This is a genomic window from Cytobacillus oceanisediminis (assembly GCF_007830235.1).
GTDB classification, from domain to species: Bacteria; Bacillota; Bacilli; order Bacillales; family Cytobacillaceae; genus Cytobacillus; species Cytobacillus oceanisediminis.
In genome coordinates this window covers 1-15,529 of record NZ_VLKI01000040.1, presented here as the reverse complement: position 1 = coordinate 15,529, position 15,529 = coordinate 1, and the positions used below count along the sequence as shown (strand labels likewise).

The window sequence follows — 15,529 nt, the reverse complement described above, 5'->3', positions numbered from 1 at the left end:
TTTCCCTCATGTGAGGGAAAGAATTATCCGGTATTAGCTCCGGTTTCCCGAAGTTATCCCAGTCTTACAGGCAGGTTGCCCACGTGTTACTCACCCGTCCGCCGCTGACTTCCGGGAGCAAGCTCCCATCCGTCCGCTCGACTTGCATGTATTAGGCACGCCGCCAGCGTTCGTCCTGAGCCAGGATCAAACTCTCCATATAAGAGTTGATTAAGCTCATAAGTTGTCTTTTTAAAAAAGACTAAAGAATTAACGTTGACGTTTTTGTTCGTTCAGTTTTCAAAGATCAATCCGTCGCATAAGCGACTTTATTAATATATCATTCTCACAACCAGATGTCAACAACTTTTTAAAAGATGTTTTTCATCACTTCATTGTGACGACCTTTAATATAATATCACCATGTAAAACACCTGTCAATATAACTTCACTAAAAAATATCCAAAATAAAAACAGCCGCTTTTTATACGGCTGTCATCCTTAAATCACCCATGTTTGAATGGCTACAAGAGCAAACAATCCCGGTATTCCTAAGAAACCGGATATGGCTGAGGTGGCCAGGTTTATGGGTACATGTATGCCGAACTGGTTGCCAAACGCATTTAAAAAAAATAAAAAGAGTGCTCCTATGATCAGCTTAATGGCTCCCTGCCCGATTAATCTTACCGGTTTTACAGGTGCTCCTATAAATAGAAGCAATAATATTAACCCTCCCAATATGGAGATCACAATAATAGGATCCAAAAGAAAAATCCTCCTCTCAGGAAACTTGTACTATTAATTTATGATTAGCGTGTACAAAAAAGACCTTAAGAGAAGGACAAGTATAGAGATTTTATTATATTTTTAAATCCATTCCTATAGGCAGCCATAAGAAACTCACATACGGACCTTTACATTCCTCTTTTTTGCTTCCTTAAATAGAAAGAAATATTTCGCTTCAGCTAATTTCGCCTGGCTGATTGCTTCAGGGGATGGATCAAAGCTTTTTTCTACCAATGACTTCTGATTGTTCCATTCTGCTTTCAACCCGTTCAGCTGCTGTAATAGCTTCTCGTCGAATTCTTTGCGAAGCCATCCTTTTTTTCGAAAAAACATGGATCCCGCCTCCGTGTTTAAACTTCTCTTCGTCCTTCTAACGCTTTCGATAAAGTTACTTCGTCAGCATACTCCAGATCTCCCCCTACCGGAAGGCCATGAGCGATGCGTGTAGCCTTTATGCCAGACGGCTTAATCAAACGGGAAATATACATGGCGGTAGCTTCCCCTTCAATATTCGGATTGGTGGCAAGAATAATCTCTTGTACCGTTTCATCCTGGAGCCGCTTTAATAAGTCAGGGATGTTGATATCCTCAGGCCCGATCCCGTCCATTGGGGAAATCGCACCATGGAGGACATGATACAAGCCATTATATTCTTTCATCTTTTCCATAGCAATGACATCTTTGGGATCCTGCACAACACAGATCACCGATCTATCGCGCCTTTGATCCTCACAAATATAACATGGATCCTGATCAGTAATATGGCCACAGACAGAGCAGTAAGATAAATTTCTTTTCGCATTTACAAGTGCCTTTGCAAAATCGAGTACGGTATCTTCTTTCATACTCAAAACAAAAAACGCCAGACGTGCAGCCGTTTTGGGGCCGATTCCGGGCAATTTCATAAAGCTGTCTATTAGCTTTGATATTGGTTCAGGATAATGCATGTATTTTTCCTCCTATTTAAGGAAAGGAAAAGCGCCGCGAGCATGACAGTCTGCTGAAAAAGATCTATCAGACTATGTTCGCTGGCGCTCGGCCTGTCTCCTCTTTCCTGCCATTCGTCAGCAAAGAATGCAAGAAAGCATTTTCTTCAGGAACTTTTATTAAAACATTCCTGGCAGGTTCATTCCTTTAGTAAATTGGCCCATTGTATCGTTTGTTAAGTCTTCTGCTTTTTTCAGTGCGTCGTTAGTAGCAGCAAGCACTAAGTCTTGAAGCATTTCAATATCTTCCGGGTCTACAACTTCTTCTTTAATATTCACTTCCAAAACTTGTTTGTGGCCGGACACAATAACTGTAACCATTCCGCCGCCAGCTGTTCCTTCAATTTTCTTTTCACCCAGCTCTTCCTGTGCTTGAGCCATCTTCTTTTGCATTTTTTGCATTTGTTTCATCATATTTTGCATGTTTCCCATTCCACCGCGCATTGTACATACCTCCAAATATTTTTATTCTTTAATTTCAATCAAGTCAGGACCGAACAGCTTTACCGCTTCAGCTACATGAGGTTCTTCCTCGTTTTTGCTGAAACCTTCGCCTGCATCGTCTCCGTCACGCTGATTGCGCAGAAATTCCTCCCTGACCTGCTGCCACTGTTCATCAGGTATACCTACCAGCTGAACTCTTTTGCCTAAAAGCTCAAATAACACCTTAGCCAATGTTTCTAGAAATCTGCTATTATCCATTGCCATTTGGCAGTGGATTTCATACTTGAATTTTACAATAAGAGCTGTTTCCGATGCAGCAACTGGCTCAGCCTCATTTAGAAGGGCGGCCTGAGAACGCATCTGATTATGGACAAGCTTGTCCAGCATTTCTCCCCAGCGGCTTTTTATTGAAATCAAGTCATTTTTAGTGGCTTGTTTAAGAACCTCATTTACTTTGCCAACAGGTGTCTGAAATCCTTTACGGGAACTTCTTTGCGGCTTTTTCTGTACAGCCGCTGAGGCACCATCATCTTTTGCCACAATACCGTTTTTCTTTAATTCTGTCAGTTCATGTTCCAGCTGTTCTATTTTTTGCATTAGCGGCTTGATGTCTGCAGATTGTCCCGATTTCTCTCTTTTTTCGAGCTGGCACAGCTTCACAATGGCTACCTCAAGAAAAATTCTTGGGTGATTTGTCCACCGCATTTCCTGCTGTGCTTTATTTAAAACCTCAATCAGCTCATAGAGTTCTTCTGGTTCCATTTCTTGTGAAAGCTGCTGGAAATCTTCATCAAGCATGACTCTCTCTAATGATTCTTCAAGCCTTGGAGCTGCCTTATATAAGAGCATATCCCGGTAATAGAGGATAAAGTCTTCAATGAAACGAGACGGATCTTTTCCCTGGAAAAGAAGTTCTTCAAGAAATTCAAGACCTGAAGCCGCATCCCTTTCCCTTACAGCTCTTGCAAGTTTATTTAAAAACCCCTGTGATACAGCGCCAGTTACCGATAAAGCATCATCAACGGTCACCTTATCCTGACTAAAGGAAATGGCCTGGTCAAGCAAGCTCAAGGCATCACGCATTCCGCCTTCTGCTGCTCTAGCAATGATCTGCAAAGCCTGATCCTCACAGTCCGCACCCGTTTCATCCACAATCAGCTTCATTCTTCCTACGATTGCCTGTGCAGTGATTCTTTTAAAATCAAAGCGCTGGCACCGGGAAATGATTGTCAGGGGGATCTTGTGAGGTTCAGTAGTTGCCAGTATAAAAATAACATGTTTAGGCGGCTCTTCAAGGGTTTTTAGAAGGGCATTAAAGGCTCCAATGGAAAGCATATGCACTTCATCCACAATGTAAACCTTATATTTAACAGCATTAGGTGCATATTTAACTTTATCCCTAATGTCCCTGATTTCCTCTACACCATTGTTGGACGCAGCATCAATTTCAATGACATCAGGTATGGAACCATCTGTAATCCCTCTGCAGGCTGCACAATCATTGCAGGGTTCGGTTACCGGTGCCTTCTCACAGTTAACGGCCTTAGCCAGAATTTTAGCCGCACTTGTTTTACCGGTTCCCCGAGGACCTGAGAACAAATAGGCATGTGATATCTTCTGCTGAAGCAGGGCGTTTTGCAAAGTTTTTGTCACATGTTCCTGCCCAACAACATCTATAAACTGCTGTGGACGCCAAACACGATATAAAGCTTGATAACTCACTGATACGCCCCCTTCCTATGTATAGTCCTTTATCTATTATAACGTATCTAATTTCCTTTTTACAAAAGGTAGAACAAATAAAATTCGCTAATTCTTACAGTACTTCTGCATACACAAAAAACTCACCCTTTGCAGGATGAGTTTTATATACAATATAAACTGCCGTGCACCTTCCGTCGACTGACGCCCATAGGCGTTACTTAAGCAGTTAGCTCGGCCCAGGCAACCCTGCGGCACATGGGAGCGTCCACTTAATGCTGCTTCCTTCCGGACCTGACATGGTTCATGGATTCCCATTGCGCAGGACCCAGGCGTCAACACCACTTACTTAAGGCAGGCCCTACAGGACATCAGCCTTGGGAAGGGATTCAGCCTCGCTAGAGCGGATTGCGAGTACAGGGCACCGCTACCTCCCCGCCTAGCACGGCAAAGTTGATACCATATTTAGTTGCGTCTTATCCGACGCATTTATAAGTATACTAAGATTCAGCTAAAAAAGCAATGCTTATCCATTGTCAATTCCTGTATTAGGTTCCAGCTGCCGCAATTGCCTTTTCTTTTTCTCTTCCTTTTTCCGCTTTCTCAGATCCCTGAAAAAACTTGAAAGCAGTTCACCGCATTCTTCCTCAAGCACTCCGGCCACTACCTCGCTTTGGTGATTGAAACGCTCATCCTGCAAAAGATTCATAAGAGTGCCGGCACATCCGCCCTTAGGATCCTTTGCACCATAAACAACTTTTTTAATCCGCGATAAAATGATGGATCCTGAACACATGGGGCATGGCTCCAGTGTCACATAAAGGACTGCATCCTCAAGTCTCCATGTCCCCAGCTTTTTGCAAGCTTGATCGATGGCGAGCAATTCAGCATGGGCAATAGCGCTTTGATTGGACTCCCGTAAATTATGGGCACGTGCGATAATTTCCCCATCCAAAACAATTACCGAACCGATTGGAACTTCTTCCAGCCCTTCAGCCATTTTTGCTTCCTTAATGGCCTCGCGCATATACAATTCATCTGCAGTGCTAGATGCTTGTGTCAAATAACTTCATTCCTTCTTCTGTTTATCTTTTATCTTAGCCGCTGTTTAAAAGATGAAATTTTAACAATAAATAACAGCAAAGGGGCAATTAAATGAAAAAATTAGAGCAGACCTCACCTGCTCTTATCAATATAGACATGATTAACGACTTTAATTTTAGCCATGGAAAGATTCTTGCTAAAAAAGCATTGGAGATCTCAGGGCCGCTAATTTCCATGAACAATATCTGCCGGCCATTTATATAAATGACCATTATAATCTGTGGCAGGCTGATCTGCACACGATTGTAGACCATTGTAAAAATTCTCTTAGGGAAGCTGTCCTTCAACAGGTTCAACCGGCACAACATGATTATTTTTTAATAAAGCCAAATCATTCTGCTTTCTATGGCTCTGCATTAAATATCCTGCTCCATCAGCTAGAAGTTAACTCCTTGGTCATCTTCCTTTGCTGAAAACAATTATAACATTTCTTCAATGTATCCTTCATAAAATGGTTTTTGTGCAAAATGAATCTTACAATTTCTAATAACATGAAAAGACCTAATTTATAGGGTGAATGAAAACAGCTGTCTTTAACAGGGGGCTTTTTTCAATTATTTGGAAATCTACCAGGACTGTCTTATTTCAGCCTAAATTCCATATCCCTTCCACCATATAGTGTGTTAAAATAATTTTTGTGTCATTTTGAAACGTATTGATTATAAGCAAATATCCTGTCTAATATAGTTGGTTTAAATAGAGAAAAGGCAGAGTGGGAGGAAAATCTTATGGGGGGAATACCTTTTATAACTGTTGAGGGGCCGATTGGCGTTGGGAAAACATCTCTCGCTAAAGCGATCTCCGAAAAGTTTCAGTATGCACTTTTAAAAGAAATTGTTGATGAAAATCCTTTTTTAGGCAAATTCTATGAAAACATTGAAGAATGGAGTTTCCAGACTGAAATGTTTTTCCTCTGCAACCGGTACAAACAGCTGGTTGATATAAACAATCACTACTTAAATAAAAATAAGCCTGTTGTGGCTGATTACCATATATTCAAAAACCTGATTTTTGCCCAGCGTACACTGAACCAGAACGAGTATCAAAAGTACTTGAAGATTTACAAAATCCTTACTGGCGATATGCCAAAGCCAAATGTCATTATTTATTTAAATGCCAGCCTTGAAACTTTGCTTGACCGAATCGAGCTGAGAGGCCGCGAAATCGAGAAAAATATTAGCCCATTATATTTGGAGCAATTATCCCTTGATTATGAAACTGCTATGAATGAGTTCGAAAGGCAGCAACCTGATGTTCCAGTCATCCGTTTTAATGGCGATGATCTGGATTTTGTTAAAAATGAAGCAGACTTAAAGCATATATTCGATACACTGTCCACATCTTTAAAAAAGAGGAGCATACAATTATGAATCTAAGGCACAAATACGAGATTCCCTCGAATTCCGTTATTACGATTGCTGGAACGGTCGGAGTCGGGAAATCAACGATGACCAATGCCCTTGCGAATGCACTCGGGTTCCGAACATCTTTCGAAAAGGTAGACACCAATCCTTATCTGGATAAATTCTATGCAGATTTTAATCGCTGGAGCTTCCATTTGCAGGTTTACTTCCTTGCTGAACGGTTTAAGGATCAGAAACGCATCTTTGAATATGGCGGCGGTTTTGTTCAGGACCGTTCCATCTATGAAGATACAGGCATCTTCGCTAAAATGCACTTTGAAAAAGGCACAATGTCCAAAGTAGATTACGAAACTTATACAAGCTTATTTGATGCGATGGTCATGACACCTTACTTCCCGCATCCGGATTTACTGATTTATTTGGAGGGTTCGCTTGATGATATTCTTTCCCGCATCCAGGAGCGCGGCCGCCCGATGGAACAGCAAACCCCAATTGCGTACTGGGAAGAAATGCATCAACGCTACGAGGATTGGATCAACAGCTTTAACGCATGCCCTGTCCTCCGGTTGAATATCAATGATTATGACATTATTCAAAATGAACAATCCATTGAGCCAATTGTTGAACGTGTATCCTATTTCCTTAGGCAAACACAATTATTGAAAAAATAAACCGCTATACGGCGGTTTATTTTTTTCGCCATTAAAAAAGAATACAAAAAAACCGCTGCATTGCTGCAGCGGTTTTATGTATCTCCAATATTTATGCGCGTGTTAGATGTCAATTAAAATGGAGGAGGAAAGGGGATTCGAACCCCTGCGCGGTTTGACCCGCCTGTCGGTTTTCAAGACCGATCCCTTCAGCCAGACTTGGGTATTCCTCCGCATCGACAAGAAATACTATACCACCTCTAGAAAAGCATGTCAACAAATTTTATAAAAAAATTCGAGCGGGTTTTTAAGCCCGCCCAAAATGCTGATTAATGCCTAATGACTTCGCGGTTTCCCATATATGGACGCAATACTTCTGGAATAATGACACTTCCGTCTGCCTGCTGGTAATTTTCCAAAATGGCTGCCACCGTGCGGCCGATCGCAAGGCCAGAGCCGTTTAATGTGTGAACATGTTCCGGCTTGCCTTTAGGCTCGCGGCGGAAGCGGATATTCGCACGTCTTGCCTGGAAACCTTCAAAGTTACTGCAAGAAGAGATCTCCCTGTATGTGTTATAGCTTGGAATCCAAACTTCGATATCATACTTTTTCGCAGCCGTGAAACCAAGATCACCTGTACACATGCTCATGACTCTGTATGGAAGGCCTAACATCTGAAGTACCTTTTCTGCATGGCCTGTCAGCTTTTCCAATTCCTCATAAGAATTTTCCGGCTTCACAAACTTTACAAGTTCCACTTTGTTAAATTGATGCTGGCGGATTAATCCGCGTGTATCACGCCCTGCAGATCCAGCTTCAGAACGGAAGCATGCACTGAATGCCGCATAATTAATCGGAAGCTCATCACCATTCAGAATCTCTTCCCTGTGCATGTTTGTTACAGGCACTTCAGCAGTAGGTATTAAGAAGTAATCTTCGCTTTCAATCAAGAATGCATCTTCTTCGAATTTCGGAAGCTGCCCCGTTCCTGTCATGCTTGCACGATTTACCATGTATGGAGGAAGGACCTCTTTATAGCCGTGCTCTTCCGTATGCAAATCAAGCATAAAGTTGAATAATGCACGCTCCAGGCGAGCCCCAAGACCTTTATAAAATACAAAGCGGCTGCCTGTCACTTTGCTTGCACGTTCAAAATCCAGCAGATCCAATTCTGTTGCAACATCCCAATGCGCTTTAGGTTCAAAATCAAATTCGCGGACTTCTCCCCACTTGCGTATTTCTATATTGTCATCCTCTGTTTCGCCAACAGGCACGCTCTCATGTGGAATGTTTGGAATGCTTAGCAGCAATTGATCCAATTCTTCTTCAACCGTACGGAGCTCCTCATCCAACGCTTTAATTTTGTCGCCAACTTCTCTCATTTCTGTGATTAAATGGTCAGCATCCTGCTTTTCACGTTTTAAAGCAGCAACCTGCTGGGATACTTCATTTCTTTTGCTCTTCAGCTGTTCCGCTTCTACAATCAATTCACGTCTTTTCACATCCAGATCTTCGAATTTTCCAAGATCCGTTAAATCTTCGCCACGGTGCTGAAGCTTGTTTTTCACTTCTTCAAAATTGGCTCTTAGAAACTTAATGTCCAGCATTTTTAATACCTCCTGAAAAAATGGTTATAAGTAATTGCTGCTTATAAATTCTGCCCGTTGATTTCAGCACGGGGCACTTGCTTTCCGCGGGGAGGAATGAGAGCCTCCTCGGCTTTGCCTGTGGGGTCTCACACTCCCTCTCCTCCCGCAGGACATTGAATAAGCTTCCCTGACCTAGCACCGCACGAAGGAAATGCGGTAGCATTTTCGAGGATCAAGTGCGCTCCGCTCCAATCAACTCAGCGGCTAACCTTAGTTAGCTGCCAAAAGCAACAAACTTTTAAACAGCCAAAAGCACAAAAAACTCCCGTCCCCAAAAAGGGACGAGAGTTACCCGCGTTGCCACCCTAGTTGAAAGCATAAGCTTTCCACCTTAAATTCATAACGGTTTTAACCGAAAGCATTTACTTATCTTAGCGGTAAAACTGCTGCCAAGTGTTCCATGCCTTGCTCGAGGATGGATTCGCAGGGTTTATTCACCGGTTCTCACCAGCCACCGGCTCTCTTCAGAACAAATTCCTGTTACTAGTTCCTCTCATTGCTTTAGCTATAAGAATTTTTGTAATTCATAATGTACTACAATTATGTTCCTTTTGCAACCAAAATATTCAAAATTAAGATTGCTTATATTCTTTGATCATTTCGATGAAATATGCTGTCAGGCGGTGATCATCTGTAAGCTCCGGATGGAATGAACATCCAAGGAATCGGCCTTCACGCGCAGCCACTATGCGATCATTGTGCTTAGCCAGGATTTCAACATTTTCTCCTGCTTCAACAATATGCGGAGCACGGATAAAGACTGCTGCAAAATCCCCGGCTACTCCAGCGATATCAAGATCGGCTTCAAAGCTTTCTCTTTGGCGTCCGAAAGAATTTCTTTCAACCTGAACATCCATTACACCAATATGGGGTTCATCATAACCAATTATATTATTAGACAGAAGGATTAAGCCTGCACAGGTACCGAACATTGGTTTCCCTGATTGCGCAAACTCCTTCAGGCTATCCATGAAATCATACTTATCAATCAAGCGTCTCATTGTTGTGCTTTCACCGCCAGGCAAAATAAGCCCGTCCACCTCTTCAAGCTGCTCTTTGCGCTTGATGACTACGGCTTCAGCATCGCATGCCTCAATAGAGCGCACATGCTCTCTGACAGCACCCTGCAGCCCTAAAACTCCAACCTTTATCATAACTATTCTCCTTACCAGCCGCGCTCCTGCATACGAGCCTCAGGGGCCAATGAAGCAATTTCAATCCCCTTCATTGGTGTGCCAAGCTCTTTTGAAAGTTCAGCAATTAATTTATAGTCTTGGTAATGTGTTGTTGCTTCAACAATAGCACGTGCAAATTTAGCCGGGTTCTCTGACTTGAAGATACCTGATCCAACGAATACTCCGTCAGCTCCAAGCTCCATCATAAGAGCCGCATCTGCAGGAGTTGCAACACCGCCTGCTGCGAAGTTTACAACTGGAAGGCGTCCAAGGCTTCTGATTTCCAAAAGAAGCTCATATGGCGCTCCAAGCAGCTTAGCTTCAGTCATTAATTCATCTTCATTCATGCCAACAACCTTGCGTACCTGTGCATTCACCTTACGGATATGACGAACAGCTTCTACAATATTTCCTGTTCCAGGCTCGCCTTTTGTACGAAGCATGGATGCACCTTCACCAATACGGCGTGCAGCTTCACCTAAATCACGGCATCCGCATACGAAAGGAACCGTATAATCTCTTTTGTTAAGATGGTATTCTTCATCCGCAGGAGTTAAAACTTCACTCTCATCTATGTAATCTACACCCATCGCTTCAAGCAAACGCGCTTCAACAATATGTCCGATACGAGCTTTTGCCATTACTGGGATAGAAACCGCACCCATTACTTCTTCTACAATACGCGGGTCTGCCATACGTGCTACACCGCCTGCTGCACGAATATCGGAAGGAACGCGCTCAAGTGCCATTACTGCTACTGCACCAGCTTCTTCTGCAATCTTTGCCTGTTCAGCGTTAACAACGTCCATAATAACGCCGCCCTTTTGCATTTCTGCCATTCCACGTTTAACTCGATCTGTACCTGTCTTCATGTTTATCCCCCTTCATAAATACCATCTGCTATTGATGGGTTAAATATTATGATAAAAATAATTTTTCAAAAAAAGGAAAATACATTTGTTTTACTCAGAATTTTCCCTATTGAAAATATGCAATGAAAAAGGGCTCCTGTCAAGACAGGAAATCCCTTTTCTTAAAACCAACCTTTTACAGTTGAGGAAACACTGCCCCAAACATCTCCAAAGAAACCGCCGATGCTGCGCATCGTAAGGACAAACCAGTTTGCTTTTTCAACATTTTCAGCAGCTACCACATCTACTTGAATATTGTCTTTGCCTTTATCAGACAAGAATTCCAATTTTCCATCCTTGGCTGACTCAAGTGTTAAATAGCCAATCTTTTCTCCCTTTTTAATAGGAGCCGTTAATTCGCCATCTTCGTTTAATTTCTTTTTATCAAGAACAAGAACTGGTTTATAACTTTCTTTTTCACCATTCTTTACAACCATTTCAATCGGATCCTTGGATACGATCTTTACCTTATCTTCTTTTCCTTTCACTACAGGAACTGTTTTCTGGCCTTTTACCTGATAGTTCTCAGGCACAATTTCTTGCTTCTCAAAGTTGCTGAATCCATAGTCAAACATTTTTTTGGTTTCATCAAATCTTGATTTGTATGTTGCCTGTCCATTATCGCCTTTGGCATTCATAACAACACTGATAAAACGGCTACCATCTCTAAGAGCAGTACCAGTAAAGCAGTATCCGGCAAAATCAGTTGTACCTGTTTTAAGGCCGTCTACGCCTTCGTAGCCGAATACAAGCTCTGGAAGCATCCAGTTCCAGTTGTCCATCTTAATTTCATCATCTGTACCCTCTCTAAACTTCTTAGTAGGGGTGCTGGCTGTTTCCAATACTTCAGGGAATCTATTAATTAATTCTTTAGCCAGCATAGCTGTAGCTCTTGCTGACATGACATTTTCTTCTTCAGGGCCCCCTGCAGGAGGAGTACCTTTTAGATCACGGTTATTCAAACCAGTTGAATTTACAAATTTATAATCTTTTAATCCAAGTTCTCCAGCTTTTTCATTCATCATTTTGACGAAATTCGTTTCTGAACCTGCAATCGTTTCTGCAATTGCAATCGTAGCACCATTAGCTGAATAGATGGTCATTGCTTCATAGAGCTCACGGATATTATATTTACCGTCTCTGCGCAAAGGAACATTAGATAATGCGCGGTCTTGTGAAACCTTCCATACGTATTCGCTCACGGCATATTCCTGATCCCATTTTACCCGGCCCTCTTCAATAGCCTCAAGGAGCAGGTATTCTGTCATAATTTTTGTCATACTGGCAATGCCAAGTACTTTATCCGCATTTTTTTGATACAAAATCTTTCCGGTCTCAGAGTCTACTAAAATAGCAGCATCAGCATTAATATTTAAAATATCTTCTGCATGTGCTTTATTTAAACCAGGTAAAAGACCTAATAACATAACCAAGGCAAGGAATCCAGCTACAGACTTACGATAAAATGTTTTTTTCAATTTACTGCCCTCCAACGTTTTAATACACTTTTGTTATTTTATCATAACTCTTATTTAAAAAATAGATAGAGTAATTACCTATTCCTGCCTTATGGAAATGGCATGTTAGGCCTATTTTCACTTATTAGTATTTTCCTAGTTCCATTCCCCCAGTACTTCCCTAATAAAAAAAGCAGAAAAGGTTTCCCTTCTCTGCTTCATGTAGATTATAGCGAGTAATTCGGCGCTTCTTTTGTAATCTGCACATCGTGCGGATGGCTTTCTCTTAAACCTGCACCCGTCATTTTAATAAATTGTGCATTTTCACGAAGATCCTGTAAGTCTTTGGTTCCGCAATAGCCCATGCCAGAACGAATTCCACCAACTAGCTGATAAATTGTTTCAGCTAGAGGCCCCTTATAAGCAATGCGGCCTTCAATTCCCTCTGGTACAAACTTTTTATTGTCTTCCTGGAAGTAACGGTCTTTTGAACCTTTTTCCATAGCTGCGACAGAGCCCATGCCTCTATATACCTTGAATCGGCGCCCTTGGAATATTTCTGTTTCACCAGGGCTTTCTGATACACCTGCAAGCAAGCTTCCGAGCATAACCGCATGTCCGCCTGCTGCCAGTGCCTTAACGATATCACCTGAATATTTAATGCCGCCATCAGCAATGATTGACTTGCCATGCTTGCGCGCCTCAGTTGCACAGTCATAAACAGCTGTAATCTGAGGAACACCGACACCCGCGACAACTCGTGTTGTACAAATAGATCCCGGACCAATTCCGACCTTCACAATATCTGCACCAGCTTCAATTAAGTCCTTTGTAGCTTCAGCGGTTGCCACATTTCCTGCAATAATGGCCAAATCAGGATATGCGGTGCGAATTTCACGTACTGTATCTAGGACACCTTTCGAATGGCCGTGTGCTGTATCAACCACTATGACATCCACATGTGATTTAACAAGCATCTCAACCCGCTTCATTGTGTCACCAGTTACTCCAACTGCTGCACCTGCCAGAAGGCGTCCGCGTTCATCCTTTGCAGAATGAGGGAACTCAATGACTTTTTCAATATCTTTAATTGTGATTAACCCTTTAAGAACTCCTTCATTATCGACTAGCGGCAATTTTTCAATTTTATGCTTTTGAAGAATTTTTTCCGCTTCGTCCAATGTTGTTCCAACAGGAGCAGTCACAAGATTTTCTTTTGTCATCACATCTGAAATTTTAATCGAATAGTCCTGAATAAAGCGGAGGTCACGATTTGTCAAAATACCAACAAGCTTCTGTTCCTCAATGTTATTTATAATTGGGACACCGGAAATCCGGTATTTGCCCATTAAATGCTCTGCGTCAAATACTTGTTGTTCTGGAGTAAGGAAAAATGGGTCTGTAATAACGCCGCTTTCGGAACGTTTTACTTTATCTACTTGGTCCGCCTGCTGTTCAATGGACATGTTCTTATGGACAATCCCCAGTCCGCCCTGGCGTGCCATTGAAATGGCCATTTCTGCTTCTGTAACAGTATCCATCCCGGCACTGATAATCGGGATATTGAGTGCAATCTTTTCAGTCAAATTCACTTTCAGGCTAACATCGCGCGGCAATACCTCTGATTTCGATGGAACAAGCAATACATCATCAAACGTTAATCCTTCTTTTACAAACTTAGTTTCCCACATCTTTTTTGACCTCCTGGACTCAAAAATATTATTAGTAGGTTATCAATTGGACAAAATACTGTCAAGGACAGATTAATATGTTGGATTTTTCTAAAGATTCGGAGGTTTTACTATGATTCATCCTTATGACCATGGAAACTCCTTTTTATATTTCTTTTCAGCCAGTACTTCACAGGAATTTTTAAAAAACTGTTATCAAAAGCTGAACTTGGAACAGGCTGAACAGAAAAGTTACGAAAACAGTTATCCTTTTATATACTACCTTGAACATGGACAAGTATACTATGAGCAGGCAGAGAAGGCACCTTTAATCATCAAGCCGATTCTCTTTTTTTATGGGCTTGTCCATCTGGTAAAGGCCTGCATTTTGACGGTCGATCCTAATTACCCTGAAACGACCTCTGTTCTGGCTCATGGTGTCTCAACACGAAAAAGGAAAAAGCAGCAATATAACTTTTTTCAGGATGAAGTGAAATTTCAAAAAAGCGGCCTCTTTCCCTATATGGGAGAAAAAATGTTTCACATGAAACATTTGGAAGGCGAAAAAGCAACCATGGGGGAACTATTCAGCCAAATACCCGAACTTAATTATTTGTACAGCCAAACAGAAGGAAGAAGTACTTTTCTTGAAGTGGAGCAGAAGAAAGATTTATATTTATTGCCAAAAAAGATTTTGGATTGTTTCCATATGACTGAATCCCGTTTTATCGAGTACATGCAATCCAAATCAGACTCCAAAATAGAATTGCAGGGTTCTGAGGAGACGGCATTGAACCTCCTTATGAAAAACATTAATACATATAATTATAAGCCCTTAAGATATAGCCCAGAGAACAGCAAGTTCTATTTCCCGCTCGCCAAGGAAGGACTGATTGATTATCCAGAGCTGTTGATCCATTATTTACTGCTCTATAACTTAAGCATGATCGCCCGCTATGAAACTGAATGGTGGAGCGAACTAATTAAAATGATGCCAAATAAAGACTACCCATTTATCCAATCTTTCCTTCAAATTACGGCTAAAAAGGGACCGTATTTGATTTATCAGTATTTAGTTGATAAAAAATAATAGGGAATTTTATATTTGTTTTTTATTATTTCGAAATAACTAAATACCTTTTTTATTTAAGGTGCCCTCATCTCGAGGCATCTGTTTAGTTTGGAATAATTGATAAAAAAGGCCATTCATTGTATAGATAATTCCAACAGGCCATCACATTATCCATTTTTAAATGACTTGGTTAGATGCAGCCCCAAAAAGGCAACATAGAGGCAACTGACCGATATATGGAAAAAGTGACCGATAAAAATGAAATCTGACCGATATGTCGGAAAAGTGACCGATAAAATAAAATTCTGGCCGATAAATTTATGAAAGTGACCGATATTTGCCAAAAACAAAGGTGAGTGACCAAAATGGTCTCTTAAAAAAAGTCCCTTTAAGAGAAATAAGCGATATTTATAGCTGAAAAATAAAGAAAAACAAAAAAAGAGTACCCATCAGGTACTCTTTCATTTGCCCGGCAGCGTCCTACTCTCACAGGGGGACAGCCCCCAACTACCATCGGCGCTGAGAAGCTTAACTTCCGTGTTCGGTATGGGAACGGGTGTGACCTTCTCGCTATCGCCACC

15 protein-coding genes, 1 tRNA gene, 2 rRNA genes, 1 other RNA gene and 1 other annotated feature are annotated in these 15,529 nt (G+C 41.6%); of the genes, 4 read left to right on the top strand and 15 right to left on the bottom strand.

Annotation, left to right across the window (positions count from 1 at the left end; all coding sequences use genetic code 11):
• The 8 genes from IQ19_RS27360 to tadA all read right to left on the bottom strand — a co-directional run.
• A 16S ribosomal RNA gene (locus IQ19_RS27360) occupies window positions 1-202 on the bottom strand; the annotation flags it as partial.
• Window positions 203-480: 278 nt separating this feature from the next.
• Window positions 481-744: a pro-sigmaK processing inhibitor BofA family protein gene (locus IQ19_RS27355; protein ID WP_144546927.1), complete on the bottom strand. Its 264-nt coding sequence runs from the start codon at window positions 742-744 to the stop codon at window positions 481-483.
• Between the two features lie 135 nt (window positions 745-879).
• Entirely contained in the window at window positions 880-1,098 is a 219-nt protein-coding gene (locus IQ19_RS27350) for a YaaL family protein (protein WP_144546924.1), read from the bottom strand.
• A gap of 17 nt (window positions 1,099-1,115) precedes the next feature.
• The gene (recR, locus tag IQ19_RS27345) at window positions 1,116-1,712 is read right to left on the bottom strand and encodes a recombination mediator RecR (RefSeq protein WP_009336775.1); all 597 of its coding nucleotides are present in this window, start codon (window positions 1,710-1,712) and stop codon (window positions 1,116-1,118) included.
• Between the two features lie 159 nt (window positions 1,713-1,871).
• Window positions 1,872-2,195, bottom strand: coding sequence for a YbaB/EbfC family nucleoid-associated protein (locus IQ19_RS27340; protein ID WP_110067924.1), 324 nt, complete (start codon window positions 2,193-2,195; stop codon window positions 1,872-1,874).
• Between the two features lie 21 nt (window positions 2,196-2,216).
• On the bottom strand, window positions 2,217-3,917 hold the full coding sequence (gene dnaX, locus IQ19_RS27335) for a DNA polymerase III subunit gamma/tau (RefSeq protein WP_144546921.1): 1,701 nt from the start codon (window positions 3,915-3,917) through the stop codon (window positions 2,217-2,219).
• A gap of 162 nt (window positions 3,918-4,079) precedes the next feature.
• An RNA gene (ffs, locus tag IQ19_RS27330) (signal recognition particle sRNA large type) lies at window positions 4,080-4,344 on the bottom strand.
• 78 nt (window positions 4,345-4,422) lie between these two features.
• Window positions 4,423-4,959 (bottom strand): tRNA adenosine(34) deaminase TadA, encoded by a 537-nt coding sequence (gene tadA, locus IQ19_RS27325; protein WP_144546918.1) that lies wholly within the window; start codon window positions 4,957-4,959, stop codon window positions 4,423-4,425.
• Between the two features lie 92 nt (window positions 4,960-5,051).
• Between tadA and IQ19_RS28825 the strand changes: the two genes are divergently transcribed.
• The 3 genes from IQ19_RS28825 to IQ19_RS27310 all read left to right on the top strand — a co-directional run bounded on the left by IQ19_RS28825 (window position 5,052) and on the right by IQ19_RS27310 (window position 7,035).
• Complete coding sequence (locus tag IQ19_RS28825) at window positions 5,052-5,204, top strand: hypothetical protein (RefSeq protein WP_242021144.1); 153 nt, start codon at window positions 5,052-5,054, stop codon at window positions 5,202-5,204.
• A gap of 524 nt (window positions 5,205-5,728) precedes the next feature.
• On the top strand, window positions 5,729-6,370 hold the full coding sequence (locus IQ19_RS27315; RefSeq protein ID WP_144546915.1) for a deoxynucleoside kinase: 642 nt from the start codon (window positions 5,729-5,731) through the stop codon (window positions 6,368-6,370).
• Complete coding sequence (locus IQ19_RS27310; protein ID WP_144546912.1) at window positions 6,367-7,035, top strand: deoxynucleoside kinase; 669 nt, start codon at window positions 6,367-6,369, stop codon at window positions 7,033-7,035. Before IQ19_RS27315 ends, IQ19_RS27310 begins: the two co-directional genes overlap by 4 nt.
• 119 nt (window positions 7,036-7,154) lie before the next feature.
• Here the strand turns inward: IQ19_RS27310 and IQ19_RS27305 are convergent.
• The 6 genes from IQ19_RS27305 to guaB form a co-directional block, all read right to left on the bottom strand.
• Window positions 7,155-7,247 (bottom strand) — tRNA-Ser (locus tag IQ19_RS27305).
• Window positions 7,248-7,343: 96 nt separating this feature from the next.
• Window positions 7,344-8,621 carry a serine--tRNA ligase gene (gene serS, locus IQ19_RS27300; RefSeq protein ID WP_144546909.1) on the bottom strand — a complete coding sequence of 426 codons (1,278 nt, stop codon included), beginning with the start codon at window positions 8,619-8,621 and terminating at the stop codon, window positions 7,344-7,346.
• 316 nt (window positions 8,622-8,937) lie between these two features.
• Window positions 8,938-9,169, bottom strand: a binding site (T-box leader).
• A 66-nt stretch (window positions 9,170-9,235) separates the two neighbouring features.
• Window positions 9,236-9,817, bottom strand: coding sequence for a pyridoxal 5'-phosphate synthase glutaminase subunit PdxT (gene pdxT / locus IQ19_RS27290; RefSeq protein WP_144546904.1), 582 nt, complete (start codon window positions 9,815-9,817; stop codon window positions 9,236-9,238).
• A gap of 11 nt (window positions 9,818-9,828) precedes the next feature.
• Entirely contained in the window at window positions 9,829-10,710 is an 882-nt protein-coding gene (gene pdxS, locus IQ19_RS27285) for a pyridoxal 5'-phosphate synthase lyase subunit PdxS (RefSeq protein ID WP_110067933.1), read from the bottom strand.
• Window positions 10,711-10,871: 161 nt separating this feature from the next.
• Window positions 10,872-12,176, bottom strand: coding sequence for a D-alanyl-D-alanine carboxypeptidase family protein (locus tag IQ19_RS27280; RefSeq protein WP_242021145.1), 1,305 nt, complete (start codon window positions 12,174-12,176; stop codon window positions 10,872-10,874).
• A 257-nt stretch (window positions 12,177-12,433) separates the two neighbouring features.
• The gene (guaB, locus tag IQ19_RS27275; RefSeq protein WP_144546900.1) at window positions 12,434-13,897 is read right to left on the bottom strand and encodes an IMP dehydrogenase; all 1,464 of its coding nucleotides are present in this window, start codon (window positions 13,895-13,897) and stop codon (window positions 12,434-12,436) included.
• 112 nt (window positions 13,898-14,009) lie between these two features.
• On the opposite strand from guaB, the gene IQ19_RS27270 reads away from it, so the two are divergent.
• Complete coding sequence (locus tag IQ19_RS27270) at window positions 14,010-14,966, top strand: YaaC family protein (protein ID WP_144546898.1); 957 nt, start codon at window positions 14,010-14,012, stop codon at window positions 14,964-14,966.
• Between the two features lie 449 nt (window positions 14,967-15,415).
• Here IQ19_RS27270 and rrf read toward each other — a convergent pair.
• Window positions 15,416-15,529, bottom strand: a 5S ribosomal RNA gene (rrf, locus tag IQ19_RS27265); the annotation flags it as partial.

What these genes read in the sequence shown, in the direction of transcription:
- guaB (WP_144546900.1), bottom strand. Translation starts at nt 13,897, where the DNA reads ATGTGGGAAACTAAGTTTGTAAAAGAAGGATTAACGTTTGATGATGTA.
- serS (WP_144546909.1), bottom strand. Translation starts at nt 8,621, where the DNA reads ATGCTGGACATTAAGTTTCTAAGAGCCAATTTTGAAGAAGTGAAAAAC.
- pdxS (WP_110067933.1), bottom strand. Translation starts at nt 10,710, where the DNA reads ATGAAGACAGGTACAGATCGAGTTAAACGTGGAATGGCAGAAATGCAA.
- IQ19_RS27310 (WP_144546912.1), top strand. Translation starts at nt 6,367, where the DNA reads ATGAATCTAAGGCACAAATACGAGATTCCCTCGAATTCCGTTATTACG.
- IQ19_RS27350 (WP_144546924.1), bottom strand. Translation starts at nt 1,098, where the DNA reads ATGTTTTTTCGAAAAAAAGGATGGCTTCGCAAAGAATTCGACGAGAAG.
- IQ19_RS27280 (WP_242021145.1), bottom strand. Translation starts at nt 12,176, where the DNA reads ATGTTATTAGGTCTTTTACCTGGTTTAAATAAAGCACATGCAGAAGAT.
- IQ19_RS28825 (WP_242021144.1), top strand. Translation starts at nt 5,052, where the DNA reads ATGAAAAAATTAGAGCAGACCTCACCTGCTCTTATCAATATAGACATG.
- pdxT (WP_144546904.1), bottom strand. Translation starts at nt 9,817, where the DNA reads ATGATAAAGGTTGGAGTTTTAGGGCTGCAGGGTGCTGTCAGAGAGCAT.
- IQ19_RS27315 (WP_144546915.1), top strand. Translation starts at nt 5,729, where the DNA reads ATGGGGGGAATACCTTTTATAACTGTTGAGGGGCCGATTGGCGTTGGG.
- IQ19_RS27340 (WP_110067924.1), bottom strand. Translation starts at nt 2,195, where the DNA reads ATGCGCGGTGGAATGGGAAACATGCAAAATATGATGAAACAAATGCAA.
- IQ19_RS27270 (WP_144546898.1), top strand. Translation starts at nt 14,010, where the DNA reads ATGATTCATCCTTATGACCATGGAAACTCCTTTTTATATTTCTTTTCA.
- recR (WP_009336775.1), bottom strand. Translation starts at nt 1,712, where the DNA reads ATGCATTATCCTGAACCAATATCAAAGCTAATAGACAGCTTTATGAAA.